The sequence below is a fragment of the Corynebacterium singulare genome, from assembly GCF_000833575.1.
Lineage (GTDB): Bacteria > Actinomycetota > Actinomycetes > Mycobacteriales > Mycobacteriaceae > Corynebacterium > Corynebacterium singulare.
This window is the reverse complement of the sequence record NZ_CP010827.1, coordinates 1,331,149-1,345,922: the sequence shown is the minus strand read 5'-3', so window position 1 is coordinate 1,345,922 and position 14,774 is coordinate 1,331,149. Positions and strand designations below refer to the sequence as shown.

Sequence of the window (14,774 nt, the reverse complement as noted above, 5' to 3'; positions counted from 1 at the left end):
TACTCGGCTCTACTCCGCCTTTTTGGTGCGACCCATCAGAGCCACGATCATGTCATCCACGCTGACGCCTTCGTGGCACACGCCGTAGACGGCCTGAGTGATGGGCATCTCCACTCCTGCACGCTGGGCAAGGCGGAAAATGGAGTCCGAAGAAATAACCCCCTCAGCCACCTGGCCGTTGGTGGCCGCAGTGGCTTCCTCCAGCGTGCCGCCTTGGCCCAGGCGGTATCCGAAGGTGCGGTTGCGCGACAACGTTGAGCTACAGGTTGCAACGAGGTCTCCCATACCTGCCAAGCCGGAGAACGTGAAAGGATCCGCACCGAGTTCTACACCAAGGCGCGTAATCTCCGCCAAACCGCGGGTGATGATGGTGGCCATAGTGTTGTTGCCCAAGCCTTTGCCGGAGGCCATGCCGCACGCGAGCGCGATGACGTTCTTGCAGGCACCTCCGATCTCTGCGCCGATCACATCGGTGTTCGTGTACGGGCGGAAGTAAGGTGCGGCCGCTGCATGCTGAACTTCTTCAGCGCGCGCCACATCGGTGCAGGCGATAACCGTCGCCGCCGGCTGTTCCTGTGCCACCTCCTTGGCCAAGTTCGGCCCTGAAAGCACCGCGATGCGCTCTTCCTCTACGCCGGCGGCATCCGCGATAACTTCACTCATGAGATTAAGCGTTTCCTTTTCCACGCCTTTGGAGATGGACACCACCGTGGCGTCCTGCGGCAGTAACGGCGCCCAGTCTTCCAGGTTGGCGCGCAGGGTCTGGGAGGGGACACCGAAGATGACGATGGAGGCGTCGCCAAGCGCCTGCGCAGGATCCGTCGTTGCCTGAATTGACTCGGGAAGTGGCAGGTCCGGTAGGTAGTCTGGGTTCTCGTGGCGGGTGTTGATGGCTTCCGCCAGTTCCGCGCGGCGTGCCCACAGGCGGACCTCATTGCCTGCATCAGCGAAGACCTTAGCCAGGGTGGTTCCCCACGAGCCCGCTCCCATGACGGCCACATTAACCATGTGCCACCTCACTCTTAAATCGCTTTTATCGGTTTTCACCATTAAAGCACGCTCGGCGCGTAAGGCTGCATCACGGCGGGCAGTAGAGGAAGATAGAGGGAGCGACAAAACCGGCGTTGAAGGAGCAGTATGCCCAAGGCAAAGAACATGCACGAAACGGATAAAGATACCCAATCGGAGGTGTTTGTTTCCGGGCGCCATCAGGAAATTCCGGTGGATCCGGCCGATGAGTTCAAGCGCACCACGCTGGCTGCCGGTGCGGTGTTGTGGCGCGGTGAGCCGCAGGATCCAGAGGTGGCCATCATCCACCGCCCGCACTACGACGATTGGTCGCTGCCCAAGGGCAAGGTCGATCCGGGCGAGTCCCTGCCAGCTACCGCTGCCCGCGAAATTCTAGAGGAGACCGGCTACACGGTGCGATTGGGCAAGCTCATCGGGAAGGTAGCGTACCCGGTACAAGGCCGAACAAAGGTGGTCTACTACTGGATGGCGCGAGTTCTGGAGGGTTCCTACACTCCGAATGATGAGACCGATGAGCTGCGGTGGGTGTCCATCGACGAAGCCTGCGAGTTGCTGTCTTATGAAGTCGATACGCAAGTGTTGGCTAAGGCTCACAAGCGACTGCGCCTAGCCCCGACCACGCGTGTCCTCTACGTGCGCCACGCTCACGCCCACCAGCGACGAAACTGGGAGGGAGATGATGACCTGCGCCCGTTGGACAAGAAGGGTCGCCGCCAGGCTGAGATGCTCGTCCCGATGCTCGCCCCTTACCACCCGACGGCCATCTACTGCGCCCCACCGCAACGCTGCCAGCAGACGGCCGCTCCGCTTGCTGACGAACTCGGAATGGACATCGCCATCAACAAGGCTTTCGGTGATGAGGTTTTTGACGCCGCACCTGAGGACGCCCGCGCAGCTTTCCAGCGCGTTGTCGATGGCGGTGGCGTTCCGGTTGTCGTAAGCCAGGGTCTCACTATTCCGGGCATCATCGAGTCCTATGCCCCAAAGTTCATCACGACCCCTATCGAGGAGCTGAAGTTTAAGAAGGCCTCAGTGTGGGTGCTGTCTTTCAACGACGGTGAGCTAACTGGCGCGGACTACCTAGCTAGCCCACTACCAGTGCGTTAGCTCCGCGAATGGGAGGTTTTGCTCATCCCATCTTCCCCCGCCCCAAAGTTACGGCCAGAGCCTGCATTGCTGCTGTGAGATGGCGCGAGCGGCAAACGCAAACCCCAATGCCGTAATAGGAAAGGCGGGGATTAGCCCGAGAAACAGAAACAATGAGAAGGCAAACTGAATCAACCCGAGCAGAACTACAGTGCCCAGGGCAGTGCCGAAGTTTTGGCGCACCATCTGCTGTGACAAGCTCAGACATTGGCCCACGGTAAGCGAAGGTTCTTTCGCCTTGATGACTGGTGCCGCCCAGAACAGCACGATCGCAACAATCCCTGGGATGATGAGCAGCGAGCCCACGGTGACCATAAATCCTACGCACAGAAAAACCTTCATCAAGCCAGCGACGGATTTGAATTGAAAGAAATCTCCGAACGTCAGCTTTTCGCCGTCCAACGCCTTATTGGCGGCATAGCAAAAGTTTGCCTGCATCCACAGCATGCAAGCAAACACGCAACCGAAAATTGCGACGAACGTCAGCAGCAAGGCGACGACGCCCGCGAAACTCAAAGGTTCAGAGGCCGCGGTGGAGGAAATGCTGCCCATAACAATGGCGACGTTGAAGGACACCACCATCACGGCAAAATTGACCGCAAAATAGACAGCGGTAAGGATGCCCAGATGGGCAAGGACACCCACGATCCACTCTGCAGCAGCATCCCCGAAGGCTTTAAAAGACTGCCCAATAATATAGCCGGGCTCTGCCTGCGGCACCCCCATCATCACTGGGGGCTGCTGCGGCCACGGCCCTTGTTGGTAAGGGCCGGTTCCGTTGAAGTGGTTCTCAAAGGAGCCCGAGTAGTTTCCACCCCCATAGGGCCCCGGCTGATAAGGGCCACCGTGTCCTGAGTAGGGCGGCACCCCTCCTCCCTGCGCTCCATAACCAGATTGGTGTGGCCCCATGTTGGGGCTAGAGGAGCCTCCAAATCCACCTTGCCCGGTATACCCGTGTGGCCCGTCATATCCTTCATATGGGTTGGTCATGCACTGGAGTCTATAGGGAGTTTCAGTGTCGGCGCGCTGAAGTGCCCTCCATCCCGGCAATAACAGGGGTCTATTCCCCACGCAACGCAAGTGAAGTCATTCCGCCCACGACGAAAGGGGCGCCGTCTTGGACGAACGCCCCTGTCACACAATCCAGATGTTAGGCCCAGCGCATGGCCGGACGCTTGCGCACGGTGCGCAAGAAAAGGACATGTCCCAAGGTCATGAGCGGAGGAGCACAGAGCATTCCAACAATGGGAATCAACATGAACAAGCTCATCAAGATCGAGAACAAGAGGTAGAAAACAAACATTTGACCGAAGTTGTTCACGACAAGGTTCATCGATTCTTTAAAGCACTCACCAATACTCTTTTCGGGGTCTTCAGCTTTGATCACCGGTGCCGCCCAGAAAAGCACGGCCGCCACGATGCCCAGAACGATGGTAAAGCTACCGATAACAAAGGCAATGATGTAGCAGATATACACACCGAAAATACCCTTGACGTTGCCACCCTTAAAGTAGTCGCCGAAAGAGACATTTTCCCCATTAGCAATCTTGCGTGAGGCGGAGACGCAGCCGGCATACATCCAAGCAGAGAGAAGAATCGCCAAGAAGTAAACAACGACCAAACCGAAAATGCTCAATGCCCCAAGGCCCGCAGCGCCACCGTCGGAAAAGGCGTCAGTCGCTGGGTCATACGACGTCGCGGCAGTAGACGCAGCACCAATGCTCACGACGAAAAGAGGCAGGAAAATCCCGATTCCCATCACTGCGAAGTAGGCAAGAGCGGCGAGAGCACCCGGCATAGGCTGCTTGAAATAACCCTTGAACGCCTGACCGATGGAATCCATGGCGTCGACCGGCGAGACGGTCAGACCACCTTGCTGCTGGTAACCCGCGCCATAGCCACCTTCCTGTTGGTAGCCCGCGCCATAGCCACCTTGCTGCTGGTATCCCTGACCGTATCCGTTGGGATCCTGGTACTCCTGACCGTACGTACCCTGGCTGGCACCGTAGGAGTTCTCCCCATACGAAGTTCCGCCGTAGTTGTTGTTGCCAAAGCTACTCTGGTCGGACCCATAGGAGCCATAGGTATTTCCACCGGTGGAGGCCCCGTTGCCGGATCCATAGGCTCCAGAACTGTTGTGGCCGTTGTTTCCGCCGTGCTGATCGCTGGACGGGTCTCTATTGCTATCAAAAGGGTTGGTCATGCGGAAAACACTAACGGCACCCTGTTAGGGGTGCCACATGAGACGGGGAATACTACCCCTTCCTACCTCAGAAGGGGTTAACGATATTTACACATTCTCACGCGATGCCGACCATTATTGTGCACCAACTTTCGGCTTGAACGAGGGACGGCCAGCTTCGAAATCCTCAATGTCCGCCTCGTTGCGCAGGGTAAGTCCAATATCGTCGAGGCCTTCCATAAGGCGCCACCGCGTGTAGTCATCAATGTCGAACGTATAGCTGTTGCCGCCCACGGTCACGGTCCGCGCCTCCAAATCAACGCTCACCTGTGTCTCGCCGGACTCAAGCTGCTTCCAAATCAACTCGATGTCTTCCTGAGCCATGAGCCCGGTCAGGAGCCCAGCCTTGCCTGAGTTTCCACGGAAGATATCTGCAAACCGCGAAGAAAATACAGCTTTGAAACCGTACTCAGCCAGTGCCCACACCGCGTGCTCGCGCGAGGAACCTGTGCCAAAGTCGGGGCCAGCGAAAAGCACGGAGCCATCGGTGAACTGGGGTTGGTTGAGTACGAAGTTCCCGTCTGAACGCCAGTTAGAAAACAGTCCCTCGGCAAAGCCGGTGCGCTTGACGGACTTGAGATAGCGCGCCGGAATGATCTGGTCGGTGTCCACGTTCGAAGCACGCAGCGGAACACCAACACCAGTGTGTGTAACAAACTTTTCCATTATTCTTCTCCGTTCCCTTATGCGGTGATGTCTGCCGGTGACGCCAAGTGGCCCAGAACTGCGGTGGCTGCTGCAACAGCGGGCGAAACGAGATGGGTACGCCCGCCTGGGCCCTGTCGGCCTTCGAAATTGCGGTTGCTTGTCGACGCCGACCGCTCCCCCGGTTTCAACTGGTCCGGGTTCATACCTAGGCACATCGAGCAACCAGCCGTGCGCCATTCAGCACCGAAATCAGTGAAAATCTTGTCGAGGCCTTCCTCTTCCGCCTGCGCCTTCACAACGGCTGAGGAGGGCACGACCATCATGCGGGTGCCGTCAGCAATGCTGCGGCCCTTGACCACCTCAGCGGCCGCCCGCAGATCCTCGATTCGGGCATTCGTGCAGGAACCTAGGAAGACCGTATCGATCTCAATCTCACGCAGCGGGGTGCCGGGCTTGAGATCCATATAGGCCAAGGCCTTTTCGGTGGCTGCCTTCTCGCCTTCGTCACCAAAGGATTCCGGGTCCGGTACGGACGCACTCAGCGGCAGTCCCTGTCCCGGGTTGGTGCCCCAGGTTACGAATGGAGTCAGTGCAGAGCCGTCGATGTGGACGACGGTGTCGAACTCGGCGCCATCATCTGTAGGCAAGGTCTTCCAATACTCCACAGCAGCGTCCCAATCCTCACCCTTCGGTGCGAATTCGCGGCCCTTGACGTAGTCAAAGGTCGTCTCATCCGGAGCTACCATACCGGCGCGGGCGCCCGCCTCGATAGACATGTTGCAGATGGTCATGCGAGCTTCCATGGACATCTTACGGATGGCCTCGCCGCGGTACTCAATGATGTGGCCTTGGCCGCCACCGGTGCCAATCTTGGCGATGATAGCCAGGATAAGATCCTTAGCCGAAACGCCTTCTTCCAGCTCACCACTCACCTCGATAGCCATGGTCTTAAAGGGCTTCAGCGAGAGCGTCTGGGTGGCCATGACGTGCTCGACCTCTGAGGTGCCGATACCCATGGCAATGGAGCCAAACGCTCCATGCGTCGAGGTATGGGAGTCACCGCACACGATGGTCATGCCGGGCTGCGTGATACCAAGCTGGGGGCCAACGGTATGAACGATGCCCTGCTGTGCATCCCCCATCGCATGAAGACGCACGCCGAACTCTTCGCAGTTCTTGCGCAACGTGGAGACCTGGGTACGGGAGATCTCATCCTTAATCTCCAGCAGATTGCCGGTCTTAATCCCCACAGTGGGAACGTTGTGGTCCTCTGTAGCCAAGTGCAGCTCAGGATGACGCATGGTACGCCCAGCCAAGCGCAGCCCATCGAAGGCTTGTGGGCTGGTAACTTCGTGAAGGAGCTGGAAGTCAATGTAGAGGAGATCGGGTTCGCCGTTCTCTCCCTTGCGCACCACGTGGTCGCGCCACACCTTCTCTGCCAATGTCAGTTTCGTAGTCATAAGCCTCTCCACTTGAAATCTCAATTAATGGGACGTAGATTTCATTATATGGGAGAGTATAGCGCAGTATCAGGAATAAAGGTATTGGATCGCGCAGTCGCCATCATGATGGCCGCGACCAACCGGCCGTCCACACTCAATGAGCTCTGCGAGACTACTGGTTTACCACGGGCAACAGCCCACCGGCTCGCGACAGCACTCGAAGCACATCGCATTTTGACCCGCACCCCCGACGGGAAATGGGGCGCTGGCCCAGCCCTACCGGGCAACCGCGATCGCATTATCGAGACCGCCGGGCCCATCATGGAGGAGCTTCTTGCAGCCACCGGTGAGTCTGTTCAGCTCTATGAGCTCTCCGGCACGACACGCACGTGCATTGCCACCCGTGAGCCGGAATTTGGACTGCACAACGTCGTGCCGGTGGGCCGCCAACTACCCCTAACGTCAGGTTCCGCCGCACGTATTTTCGCCGCTTTTGCGGATGTCCACGTTCCCGACGCCCTGTTTAGCGAGCAGGATGTGACTCTCGCGCGCGAGAATGGCTATTCCGAATCAATTGAGGAGCGCGAATCCAACCTCGCATCCATTTCTGCCCCTGTATTTGAAGGTACGGGCACCCTCATCGCTGTGCTCTCAGTGTCCGGCTCAGCAGAACGTTTCCGCCCGTCTCCTGCGGAGAAGTTTGCACCGATGCTTCTCGACGCCGCACAGCGGCTCAGCAACGCTCTAGCTCACGACGCGACTTAGGACGGGGAGCTCAAAGAGGGAAGCAGCGGCAACCGGGACGCTACAACCCCTAGGCCGATAGAGAAAATAAGCCCGCGCAGCCCCTCAGGACCCTTACTACTCGTAGAAGAGAACGCCTCCGCCCTCTCCTGCACAACACGGACAAGGTTGGCCGGTTCGCGCTTCGGACGGCGCGGCACAAAGCCCTGATGAGGCAGTCGCTCCAACTCATCGGCGTAGGGCATGCGCGCATAGTTCGAGAAGATTACCTTGCGACCATTGCGGTTTGCCTCAGTAATACCCTGATAAATACCCACCACTCCAGCATGCCCTTCTAGGGAGACGGGACCACCGCTATCCCCTGGGGACAAGGAAAAGCCTGAAGCATAGTGCATTCCCGGAAAAACTCCAGGACCGCGAACGGTCGGTCCGCACTGCCGCCCCGCGTAGCGGCCGTCCATACACACAGTGGCGCCCTCGCCAGGAGGGGGCGCCATGCCGTCACCGGTCAGCGGGTTGCCGCCGGAGGAGGTACCAGCTGCAAACTGAATGTAGGCAAGGTCGTGGCTAGCGGCGCCCGAGGGGCTAAACCATCGCAGGGTTCCCACGTGTTGCCCAGAATCGGTATACACCTGCCCGCCATCGAGAGCACAGTGCGCCGAGGTCCATGCGCGAGTGGACTCTACGTAGCCAACGCTGCATTCTGCACCGTCAGACGTAATGATCTTCTGCCCTTGCGTGAGCTGGACGGTAGTTTCCGCAGCGACAGGCGCGGCGGCGATACCCAAGGCTAGTGCGCAAGACCCAGCGGCAGCCAGGAACCGGCTCGTCAGTCTCGTTGTCATGCACTTACTGTAGCACCCCCGCTATTGAAACCGTATTGAAAATAGGATTAAATGAAAACAGATTGAAAACACTCGAACTCCCTAAGGAGGAGCCATGAGCCACACCATTCATGACGAGCACACCCACACCCACGGCGAGGGTTGCGGTCACGTCGCTTTCCAGCACGGCGACCACACCGACTACTCCCACGATGGCCACATCCACCGCGAGCACGAGGGCCACTGGGATGAATGCGAGCCCTCCGAGCATCACGTTCACGAGGACCACGACCACGAGCACGGTGAGGGCTGTGGTCACGTCGCTATCCCGCACGGCGATCACGTTGACTACCTGCACGATGGCCACCGCCACGCTGCACACGACGGCCACTGGGACGATCACTAAATCCCAGTCGCCTCGACGCGCTGCCCAGCTACAGCACTCCACTGAGCAGGGCAGCGTTCCCCGTTTTCCCACACCATATAGCTAGGCAGGCGTTAGTGTGGGGCTATGACTTCCTCACAGACCCCTTCCTCCGCACGCCGATTCCTCACGGCCTTGACCGCCGTAGCCACCGCGGGCCTCCTCGCAACTGGCTGCTCCTCTTCCACCAACACCGAGACCGCCGCCCCGGCCACCTCCGAGGCGAAAGAGCCATCATTCAAGAACACCTACCCGGCCTTTAAACCGCTTAACGACGATGCCCACGTCGACGTACCCGCGGGCCCCGAGCCCACCATTCCTGCCGGCCCCGCCCCAGAAGGACAAGCCGGTGCCCAGCCCCAGAGCGCTCAGCCGCAGGGAGCCCAAGAGCAGCAGGCCGCGCAACAGCAAGCCCCGCAGTCCACGCCTCCCCACCTTCAGGGAGTAGAGCCTGGACAGTACGTCACCCCACTTGGAAGCAGGAAGACTATAGAATCCGCACGTATTGGTTCCATCAACCACATACACGAACAGCTTCCTGCGAACCAGATCAACGGCGCCAAGGTCGATGCGTTCGGCACCCCCGCCACGGTGTGCCAGACAGGTGATGGCTACAACATCACCTACGTCCTTGCCGGCCCGAATACCAGCTGCGACTTTGCCCGCTCGACCGCTGGCCACCTCATGGGGCTGACCATCAGCTCTCTGGAAGACCTGCGTGGGTATGTTCCCCCGCAGATCTCCGTCACTAGTCCGGTAACCCAACAAACCTACAACCTCGCCTGCAAGACCGACGACCGCGAGATTATCCGCTGCACCGGCGGTAACAACGCCGAGGTTATGATTGTGTAGAAGCCCGAAAAGGTGGGTGTGCTCAGCACAATATTCACCGGAAACAACAACGCGCTAAGCCATGATTGTGGCTTAGCGCGTTTCTTGTACCCCGTACGGGATTTGAACCCGTGTTACCGGCGTGAGAGGCCGGCGTCCTAGGCCGCTAGACGAACGGGGCTCGTTTAGCTGTCCGTTGCGGACTTGCTAAACACTATAGGATCCCCGAAAGTTTGCACAAATCGGCAGCTAAAAGCACCTTTACAAAGATAAAATCCCGAGCCTCGTCGCCCTGTTGCGGCTGCGATGCCAGCTAGCATTCTCTAAGACCCTGGGCGGATCGAATCAGTGGTTATTCCGCGGGCGTGCCGTGGGCAGCTGGGGCCGGAATGCTCGTGCGCATCGCTGGAGGTTCGGGAGGACGCGTGCGCTAACAGCATGTGGTGCAAGGCTCCTACTTCGCTCGAGTGTCGGCTTTAAGAAGTTATGGATTATGGCAGTGCCGCCCATTACCGTCTGCTAGAGTCGCGTCGGCGATAGTGATGATTATCTACTTCCGCCATCCGCTCTCCTTTCTTGCCGGGAATGTGTTGTACCTGCAGTGTAAGCCTCCCCAAGGCACACCGGAAGCACTTAGACCAATTGGACACCGGTTTACCCCCTGGTATGCCTAGTCGCACCCTGCGAACCACGGCTGTGATGCGTCCCGGTATGGGGTAGCAACAGACCACCAGCCCCGTTAGACCCCATGCGTAGCTACATCCCCTCTATGCACAGTCCCTCACTTGCATACTTGGCAAGCATTGGACTTGCAACTAAGGCAAGTGTTACACTTGCCTTAGTTGCAAACCAGGGAAGTTGACGTTGAGGAGAAGTACGATGAGCGACGACCTTAAGATCATTCACGACGTTCAAAAGCGCACCACGTGGAAACAGAGCTGGTGGGCCGTGGCGATAGTGGCGCTTGGCGTCGGCGGCGGTATCGCGCTATTCAAGCTGTCATGGTGGTACGGCCTCGCGGTTCTTGTACCGACGTTCGTTCTGGGTTATCTCCTCAAGGATAAGATTGCAAACCCCTTCGTTCGGGTCAATCCCAATATGGGGCCGAGTAATGATCGCGCGACTTGGTCACGAGTACTGCTGGGAGGTGCCATGATGTTCTCCACCGTGCCGACGCCTGATACTTGGCCGTGGATGGTTGTCTGCGGCGTCGTTGTCTCCGCGGCAACCGCATGGGGGCTGTATGAAAATCGCAATGCCGCCGTAAAGGGCGTCAATGTCTAAGGAGTCTACGCACCAATCAGCCAAGCTAGATCCGGTCATCCACCCCATCAATCGGCTTAAAATCTGTGCCACGCTATTCCACTCGGGCGCGACGGATGGCAGGCAGATGAAATACGCCGTGCTTGCAGAACTCACCGAGCTTCCTGCTGATACGCTTTCCAAGCAGTTGAAACATCTTGAGGACAGCGGCTATATCAGCCGCACCCGCCAATATGGCTCCACGCGCGCGAAAGACGCCGTCTGGGTCGCGTTGACCCAGACTGGGACAGAAGCCTACGCGCAGCACGTTGCGGCGCTTAAAGCCATGACAGAGGGCTCATAGACTGCGCAGCCACTGCGCAATGCGCTGCCACAACTGCGGAAATTCGATGTAGCCGTCACTCTCCAGGAAGTGCCCACCGTTCTCAACAGTAGTGAGCGGGGCCGAGAAAACGTCGGCAAGCTGCTCTGTGAGGGCTGGTTCGACAAGGACATCGTTTGTAGACACGAAGACCTCAGCATGAGCGATGTGGGGCTTAAGGCGGGGCACGTCAACGTGTGCTTGGCCAATGAAGTCATCGAGCTCTGGGATGACGCGGAGCTTCTCAATGAAACCGGAGACGATAAAGAGCCCGGGAAGTTCCCACTCGCCTCCCAATGCCGTGAGATAGTGCAGCGCCGCGATGCCACCCAGGCTATGCGTGATGATGCAGGTATCGGAATCCGGACGGCCGATATCGCTGCGCAACGCTTCTGCCCACTCCTCCAGTTTCGGTGCATGTGGGTCCGGCAGCGCAATGGTATGAACCGTGTGACCATCGGCGGTCAACTGGTGCTCCAACCACGGAAACCAGTGACTCTCAGGGCTGGCTTGATATCCATGAACGATGTAAAAGTGCATGACGTCGATACTAAAGCTGAAAAACGAAAAAGTGGCAAGCTTCGAAAGCTTGCCACTCAACGTGGGCACTTTCACGAAACTCCCCCACCAGCCCGAACCTCTGACCTACAGAGACCCTTGCACCACAGAAATTCGGGGCTTGCACCACAATCAAGCGGTTGATAGCTCTTACCCGTCAAGACATCCGCTTGTTAGGCACCGTCCAACTCTGGTAAGGAAAATAGAATTACGACAACGTCACTCCCGCCTGTCAACTATGCCTATTCTGTTACTTACTCGGAAACCGAGGAATAAAGTCCCAGTAGAGGATGTCCATGCACAAATTTTTAAGATCTGAAAACCAATTACCGTCTCAGCGACTTACACGCACTCTGCTCGTTTCTGCTTTCATTTTGATTGTTGGAATAGTTGTCAGTTACTTCACTTGGTGTTCTGATTTATCGTGGCCGTATTATTTATCGCGGGTGTGCAAATATGTCTTTCCTAGCCTAACTCCCGTTGTTGCGTCCATTGCACTTATCTCCGGTTTCAAGACCATTGAGCAGAAGAAAGAATCAGATGACCGGGCCGAGTACTACAAGCAACTGCAATGGGCAATCGACAATTCCCTCACCAGCGACCCAATTATCCGACTTCAATCGCCAAGCCTAATTAGAAGTGTTTTGACCTCACGTGAAATCGCTGAAGCGGAGGAAGAAATCGCGCAGGCATCTAGAGATTACGCAGATGCCCTTGAGGCTCAACTACGCATGGAATCAGCCAATCCAAGCAATTACGACTCCAGAGAAAACGCCAACTTGTCTGAATTGAAGACAAAGGAAAATCGAAAGTTTCACGTGTTTGGGACGGTGGTGTCTCTCATCGGACTCCTTTCCGCATTCTTCATACTCGGTCAACTGCGGTTTGTGCCGTATAGTATTGAATACGAGACAAAGGAGAAATCCAAATGACAACACGTTTTCAACCGCGTCGCAAGCCCAAAGTACAGATTTCGTCAGTTGATCCCGAGATCGTTTCCGCGCTTTTGGCTGCTGCCGAATCTTCACGTCTCCGTACAGATGAATTCATGGAAAGCCGCTACCCTAAAACTCGTGCAAAGGACAGTTTCTGGAAGTCATATTTTAAAAAACATCGCGCATAGCAGTATTACAGGGCTTTTCGTGTGTGCGATGCTTAGCGAAGGCGAACGATCATTGAATTGAGCCATCCGATTACTCAGTAATGAGCGTGGGATGTTCTTTGCTGAACCGCTCGGCGCGCTCATAGCTATTCCCGAACTCGTCCTTCCACTTAATCACCATGTCGTAATTGAAGTCCGGCCCAGCTGCCGCCCAGTACATGAATTCGAAAGAACCGCCAGATCGCAATTCCGAGACTTCAATGTATCCGGGGCGATTCATTGGGTTATCTGTAGTGAACCATACGTCGTAAGCAACGCGGTTCGACTTGTTCGTTACCCGGTAGACGGCACCCTTTTCATGAACAATCTCCCACCTAAACCGGTTCGATTCGTCCTGCTTCAGAACAGCAATCTTTTCCGCTGAATCGGCTTGTTGCCGCGCAGCTTCGAGTAGCTCTTGATTCAGTGACGCTATCTTCTCCTGAGCTTCAACTAGCCTGCGTGCCAGATCATCACGATCCTGCTGAAGCTGATCTGCACGCTTTTGTGCACGCTTTTCGCCGGCGTGTTTGAAAGCTCCAACAACCCAGCCGACGATTGCGATTACACCTGTGACGGCGACTCCTACCCACGCTGCATCCATGAAACATAGCTTACAAAAGTCGGCGGACACATTAATTGGCACCGCTTTCGCGAACTACTTCAGCGAACCCAGCCACTCCCCTACCGCCGCGAACCCCGTCACCTGCCACCCCGGCAACTTATTCTCCTCCCGCGTTGCTGCGACGGCATTCTGAATCAGCCAATGCAAGTAGTTCCGCCGCAGCTCCGACCTCCACAAATCCAGTTCACCGTGAGCAAGACCGGCTGGTTCATACGGGAACGCCAACAGGACTTCGGGGCCCTGTACTCCATGCTCCTTGAGCACCTTGCGCCCCTCCATTGCCGACCGCTCATCGTTCATGGCCCACAGGAGCAGATCCTCGATGATGCCGCCGCAAAAAGAAGCCAGCTCTCGATCCTCGACCTCAGCCGTGACACGCTCAACGATTAGCTGGGCTTGACCTGACTCGTAAAGCCCCGTCCTGCCGTTGAGTATGCCCCACTCGTTGTGCAAAGCGCGCTTCAAGCCAGTGATGAGGTCCTTGGCTCCTGGGTGGTGTTGCTCCATCAGGTCGAGATCCACGTGCGGGAGGTACGGCCAGTACCGTCGAGCCGTGAGCAGATCAATCATCGCCACGATGTCGGGCGGGAACTCGGATTATTGGATTGCAGCTTTGGTCTCGGCTCCGATGATCCAGTAGCCATCTGATGTGAATAGGGAGTCAGTCATTGCTCTCCTGCGCCGTAGGGACAGGAACGAGTATGCCGGATGGGAGCAGGATCAGCGAACCCCGCTCCGTCGAGTTGGCAGAACGGCGTTGGTGTCAACGGCTGAGATTAAAAGGGACCTGACCCCGCCAAGGAAGTCACGGTCGTTCCGCTGACGGAACTCTTCCCCTGCTTCGACTGCGATCGCACCTGGGATGAGAATGGTCAGCTGCTGAAGTACATCTCAGGGCCGACAGGACGCTAGGTACGACGAAGCACCCAATCCGATGATTCGGGGTGGGTACTTTCGTGTGCATCGAGCGAAACCAACTAGACCTTTTGATTTTGCTACCCCCACCCGAGCCCACAAGCTAGTACACCCTAGGACAGCCTGATACACCCTGATACACCAGCGGACACCGTAATCCTCAGCGGCTACACCCGCAGCTAGACGGCGATTTTTCCATCCCGGATAATCATCTTTGTACCGCTAGAGAAAGGAATCATTATGGACGAGATTCGCCAATTCGATGCCCAGGGTTGGGAGGCAACCATTTCGGGAGATCTGTGCTCGATCAGTTCACCGTTCGGCGTGTTCGACATCATCGGCGTTAATGCCATTTCAGACAATGGTGACACGATGTTCACGTGGTCTTCACCGACTACCCAAGACTCAATTCTGATTGCCGACCCGTGTGAGTTTCATGGCGTGACGGCACTCGAAGTAGCTCACGTCTACTGGCACAACCGTGACAACTACGGTGATTACGACAGCGTCTATATCCCTATCGCGGCCTAAAGTTGCCCCCCCTTCCAAAACTAGATTTGGAGGGGGTGTGCTGCTCTCAA

General features: G+C 57.0%; 18 protein-coding genes and 1 tRNA gene. 9 read left to right on the top strand and 10 right to left on the bottom strand.

Annotated elements, in window-relative coordinates:
- Positions 1 to 9 precede the first annotated feature (9 nt).
- Entirely contained in the window at positions 10 to 1,008 is a 999-nt protein-coding gene (locus tag CSING_RS06250) for an NAD(P)H-dependent glycerol-3-phosphate dehydrogenase (protein ID WP_042530666.1), read from the bottom strand.
- Between the two features lie 129 nt (positions 1,009 to 1,137).
- Here CSING_RS06250 and CSING_RS06245 point away from each other — a divergent pair, with 129 nt between their 5' ends.
- Entirely contained in the window at positions 1,138 to 2,136 is a 999-nt protein-coding gene (locus tag CSING_RS06245) for an NUDIX hydrolase (protein WP_042530664.1), read from the top strand.
- A gap of 48 nt (positions 2,137 to 2,184) precedes the next feature.
- Here CSING_RS06245 and CSING_RS06240 read toward each other — a convergent pair whose 3' ends face one another.
- The 4 genes from CSING_RS06240 to leuC form a co-directional block, all read right to left on the bottom strand.
- A complete protein-coding gene (locus CSING_RS06240) occupies positions 2,185 to 3,165 on the bottom strand; it encodes a hypothetical protein (RefSeq protein WP_141741440.1) in 981 nt (326 codons plus the stop codon).
- A gap of 160 nt (positions 3,166 to 3,325) precedes the next feature.
- Positions 3,326 to 4,378 carry a DEAD/DEAH box helicase family protein gene (locus CSING_RS13920; protein WP_042530658.1) on the bottom strand — a complete coding sequence of 351 codons (1,053 nt, stop codon included), beginning with the start codon at positions 4,376 to 4,378 and terminating at the stop codon, positions 3,326 to 3,328.
- 114 nt (positions 4,379 to 4,492) lie between these two features.
- Positions 4,493 to 5,083 carry a 3-isopropylmalate dehydratase small subunit gene (leuD, locus tag CSING_RS06225; RefSeq protein WP_042530656.1) on the bottom strand — a complete coding sequence of 197 codons (591 nt, stop codon included), beginning with the start codon at positions 5,081 to 5,083 and terminating at the stop codon, positions 4,493 to 4,495.
- 17 nt (positions 5,084 to 5,100) lie between these two features.
- On the bottom strand, positions 5,101 to 6,525 hold the full coding sequence (gene leuC / locus CSING_RS06220; protein WP_042530655.1) for a 3-isopropylmalate dehydratase large subunit: 1,425 nt from the start codon (positions 6,523 to 6,525) through the stop codon (positions 5,101 to 5,103).
- Positions 6,526 to 6,573: 48 nt separating this feature from the next.
- Here leuC and CSING_RS06215 point away from each other — a divergent pair, with 48 nt between their 5' ends.
- Entirely contained in the window at positions 6,574 to 7,272 is a 699-nt protein-coding gene (locus CSING_RS06215) for an IclR family transcriptional regulator (protein WP_042530653.1), read from the top strand.
- On the opposite strand, the gene CSING_RS06210 is transcribed toward CSING_RS06215, so the two are convergent.
- A complete protein-coding gene (locus CSING_RS06210; protein ID WP_201773973.1) occupies positions 7,269 to 8,096 on the bottom strand; it encodes a chymotrypsin family serine protease in 828 nt (275 codons plus the stop codon). The genes CSING_RS06215 and CSING_RS06210 overlap by 4 nt on opposite strands.
- 94 nt (positions 8,097 to 8,190) lie before the next feature.
- On the opposite strand from CSING_RS06210, the gene CSING_RS06205 reads away from it, so the two are divergent.
- Both CSING_RS06205 and CSING_RS06200 read left to right on the top strand, forming a co-directional pair.
- Positions 8,191 to 8,481: a hypothetical protein gene (locus CSING_RS06205; protein ID WP_042530652.1), complete on the top strand. Its 291-nt coding sequence runs from the start codon at positions 8,191 to 8,193 to the stop codon at positions 8,479 to 8,481.
- A 105-nt stretch (positions 8,482 to 8,586) separates the two neighbouring features.
- Positions 8,587 to 9,351 (top strand): hypothetical protein, encoded by a 765-nt coding sequence (locus tag CSING_RS06200; RefSeq protein ID WP_042530650.1) that lies wholly within the window; start codon positions 8,587 to 8,589, stop codon positions 9,349 to 9,351.
- A gap of 87 nt (positions 9,352 to 9,438) precedes the next feature.
- On the opposite strand, the gene CSING_RS06195 is transcribed toward CSING_RS06200, so the two are convergent.
- Positions 9,439 to 9,511 (bottom strand) — tRNA-Glu (locus CSING_RS06195).
- 698 nt (positions 9,512 to 10,209) lie between these two features.
- Between CSING_RS06195 and CSING_RS06190 the strand changes: the two genes are divergently transcribed.
- Positions 10,210 to 10,614 carry a hypothetical protein gene (locus CSING_RS06190; RefSeq protein ID WP_042530648.1) on the top strand — a complete coding sequence of 135 codons (405 nt, stop codon included), beginning with the start codon at positions 10,210 to 10,212 and terminating at the stop codon, positions 10,612 to 10,614.
- On the top strand, positions 10,607 to 10,936 hold the full coding sequence (locus tag CSING_RS06185) for a transcriptional regulator (RefSeq protein ID WP_042530646.1): 330 nt from the start codon (positions 10,607 to 10,609) through the stop codon (positions 10,934 to 10,936). The genes CSING_RS06190 and CSING_RS06185 overlap by 8 nt, the downstream gene beginning before the upstream one ends.
- On the opposite strand, the gene CSING_RS06180 is transcribed toward CSING_RS06185, so the two are convergent.
- Positions 10,931 to 11,494 (bottom strand): RBBP9/YdeN family alpha/beta hydrolase, encoded by a 564-nt coding sequence (locus CSING_RS06180; protein WP_042533223.1) that lies wholly within the window; start codon positions 11,492 to 11,494, stop codon positions 10,931 to 10,933. The two genes, CSING_RS06185 and CSING_RS06180, sit on opposite strands and share 6 nt — an antisense overlap.
- 314 nt (positions 11,495 to 11,808) lie before the next feature.
- Between CSING_RS06180 and CSING_RS06175 the strand changes: the two genes are divergently transcribed.
- Both CSING_RS06175 and CSING_RS13600 read left to right on the top strand, forming a co-directional pair.
- Positions 11,809 to 12,444: a hypothetical protein gene (locus CSING_RS06175; RefSeq protein ID WP_144403118.1), complete on the top strand. Its 636-nt coding sequence runs from the start codon at positions 11,809 to 11,811 to the stop codon at positions 12,442 to 12,444.
- Entirely contained in the window at positions 12,441 to 12,635 is a 195-nt protein-coding gene (locus tag CSING_RS13600; RefSeq protein WP_144403117.1) for a hypothetical protein, read from the top strand. The genes CSING_RS06175 and CSING_RS13600 overlap by 4 nt, the downstream gene beginning before the upstream one ends.
- A 70-nt stretch (positions 12,636 to 12,705) precedes the next feature.
- Here CSING_RS13600 and CSING_RS06170 read toward each other — a convergent pair whose 3' ends face one another.
- Positions 12,706 to 13,257 (bottom strand): hypothetical protein, encoded by a 552-nt coding sequence (locus CSING_RS06170; protein ID WP_042530642.1) that lies wholly within the window; start codon positions 13,255 to 13,257, stop codon positions 12,706 to 12,708.
- Positions 13,258 to 13,311: 54 nt separating this feature from the next.
- Complete coding sequence (locus CSING_RS06165) at positions 13,312 to 13,848, bottom strand: hypothetical protein (protein ID WP_144403116.1); 537 nt, start codon at positions 13,846 to 13,848, stop codon at positions 13,312 to 13,314.
- Positions 13,849 to 14,433: 585 nt separating this feature from the next.
- Here CSING_RS06165 and CSING_RS06160 point away from each other — a divergent pair.
- Positions 14,434 to 14,724: a hypothetical protein gene (locus tag CSING_RS06160; RefSeq protein ID WP_042530638.1), complete on the top strand. Its 291-nt coding sequence runs from the start codon at positions 14,434 to 14,436 to the stop codon at positions 14,722 to 14,724.
- Positions 14,725 to 14,774 lie beyond the last annotated feature (50 nt).

Coding starts and splice junctions, on each gene's coding strand:
- CSING_RS06250 (WP_042530666.1), bottom strand. CDS start 1,008: ATGGTTAATGTGGCCGTCATGGGAGCGGGCTCGTGGGGAACCACCCTG.
- CSING_RS06245 (WP_042530664.1), top strand. CDS start 1,138: ATGCCCAAGGCAAAGAACATGCACGAAACGGATAAAGATACCCAATCG.
- CSING_RS06240 (WP_141741440.1), bottom strand. CDS start 3,165: ATGACCAACCCATATGAAGGATATGACGGGCCACACGGGTATACCGGG.
- CSING_RS13920 (WP_042530658.1), bottom strand. CDS start 4,378: ATGACCAACCCTTTTGATAGCAATAGAGACCCGTCCAGCGATCAGCAC.
- leuD (WP_042530656.1), bottom strand. CDS start 5,083: ATGGAAAAGTTTGTTACACACACTGGTGTTGGTGTTCCGCTGCGTGCT.
- leuC (WP_042530655.1), bottom strand. CDS start 6,525: ATGACTACGAAACTGACATTGGCAGAGAAGGTGTGGCGCGACCACGTG.
- CSING_RS06215 (WP_042530653.1), top strand. CDS start 6,574: ATGGGAGAGTATAGCGCAGTATCAGGAATAAAGGTATTGGATCGCGCA.
- CSING_RS06210 (WP_201773973.1), bottom strand. CDS start 8,096: ATGACAACGAGACTGACGAGCCGGTTCCTGGCTGCCGCTGGGTCTTGC.
- CSING_RS06205 (WP_042530652.1), top strand. CDS start 8,191: ATGAGCCACACCATTCATGACGAGCACACCCACACCCACGGCGAGGGT.
- CSING_RS06200 (WP_042530650.1), top strand. CDS start 8,587: ATGACTTCCTCACAGACCCCTTCCTCCGCACGCCGATTCCTCACGGCC.
- CSING_RS06190 (WP_042530648.1), top strand. CDS start 10,210: ATGAGCGACGACCTTAAGATCATTCACGACGTTCAAAAGCGCACCACG.
- CSING_RS06185 (WP_042530646.1), top strand. CDS start 10,607: ATGTCTAAGGAGTCTACGCACCAATCAGCCAAGCTAGATCCGGTCATC.
- CSING_RS06180 (WP_042533223.1), bottom strand. CDS start 11,494: ATGCACTTTTACATCGTTCATGGATATCAAGCCAGCCCTGAGAGTCAC.
- CSING_RS06175 (WP_144403118.1), top strand. CDS start 11,809: ATGCACAAATTTTTAAGATCTGAAAACCAATTACCGTCTCAGCGACTT.
- CSING_RS13600 (WP_144403117.1), top strand. CDS start 12,441: ATGACAACACGTTTTCAACCGCGTCGCAAGCCCAAAGTACAGATTTCG.
- CSING_RS06170 (WP_042530642.1), bottom strand. CDS start 13,257: ATGGATGCAGCGTGGGTAGGAGTCGCCGTCACAGGTGTAATCGCAATC.
- CSING_RS06165 (WP_144403116.1), bottom strand. CDS start 13,848: ATGATTGATCTGCTCACGGCTCGACGGTACTGGCCGTACCTCCCGCAC.
- CSING_RS06160 (WP_042530638.1), top strand. CDS start 14,434: ATGGACGAGATTCGCCAATTCGATGCCCAGGGTTGGGAGGCAACCATT.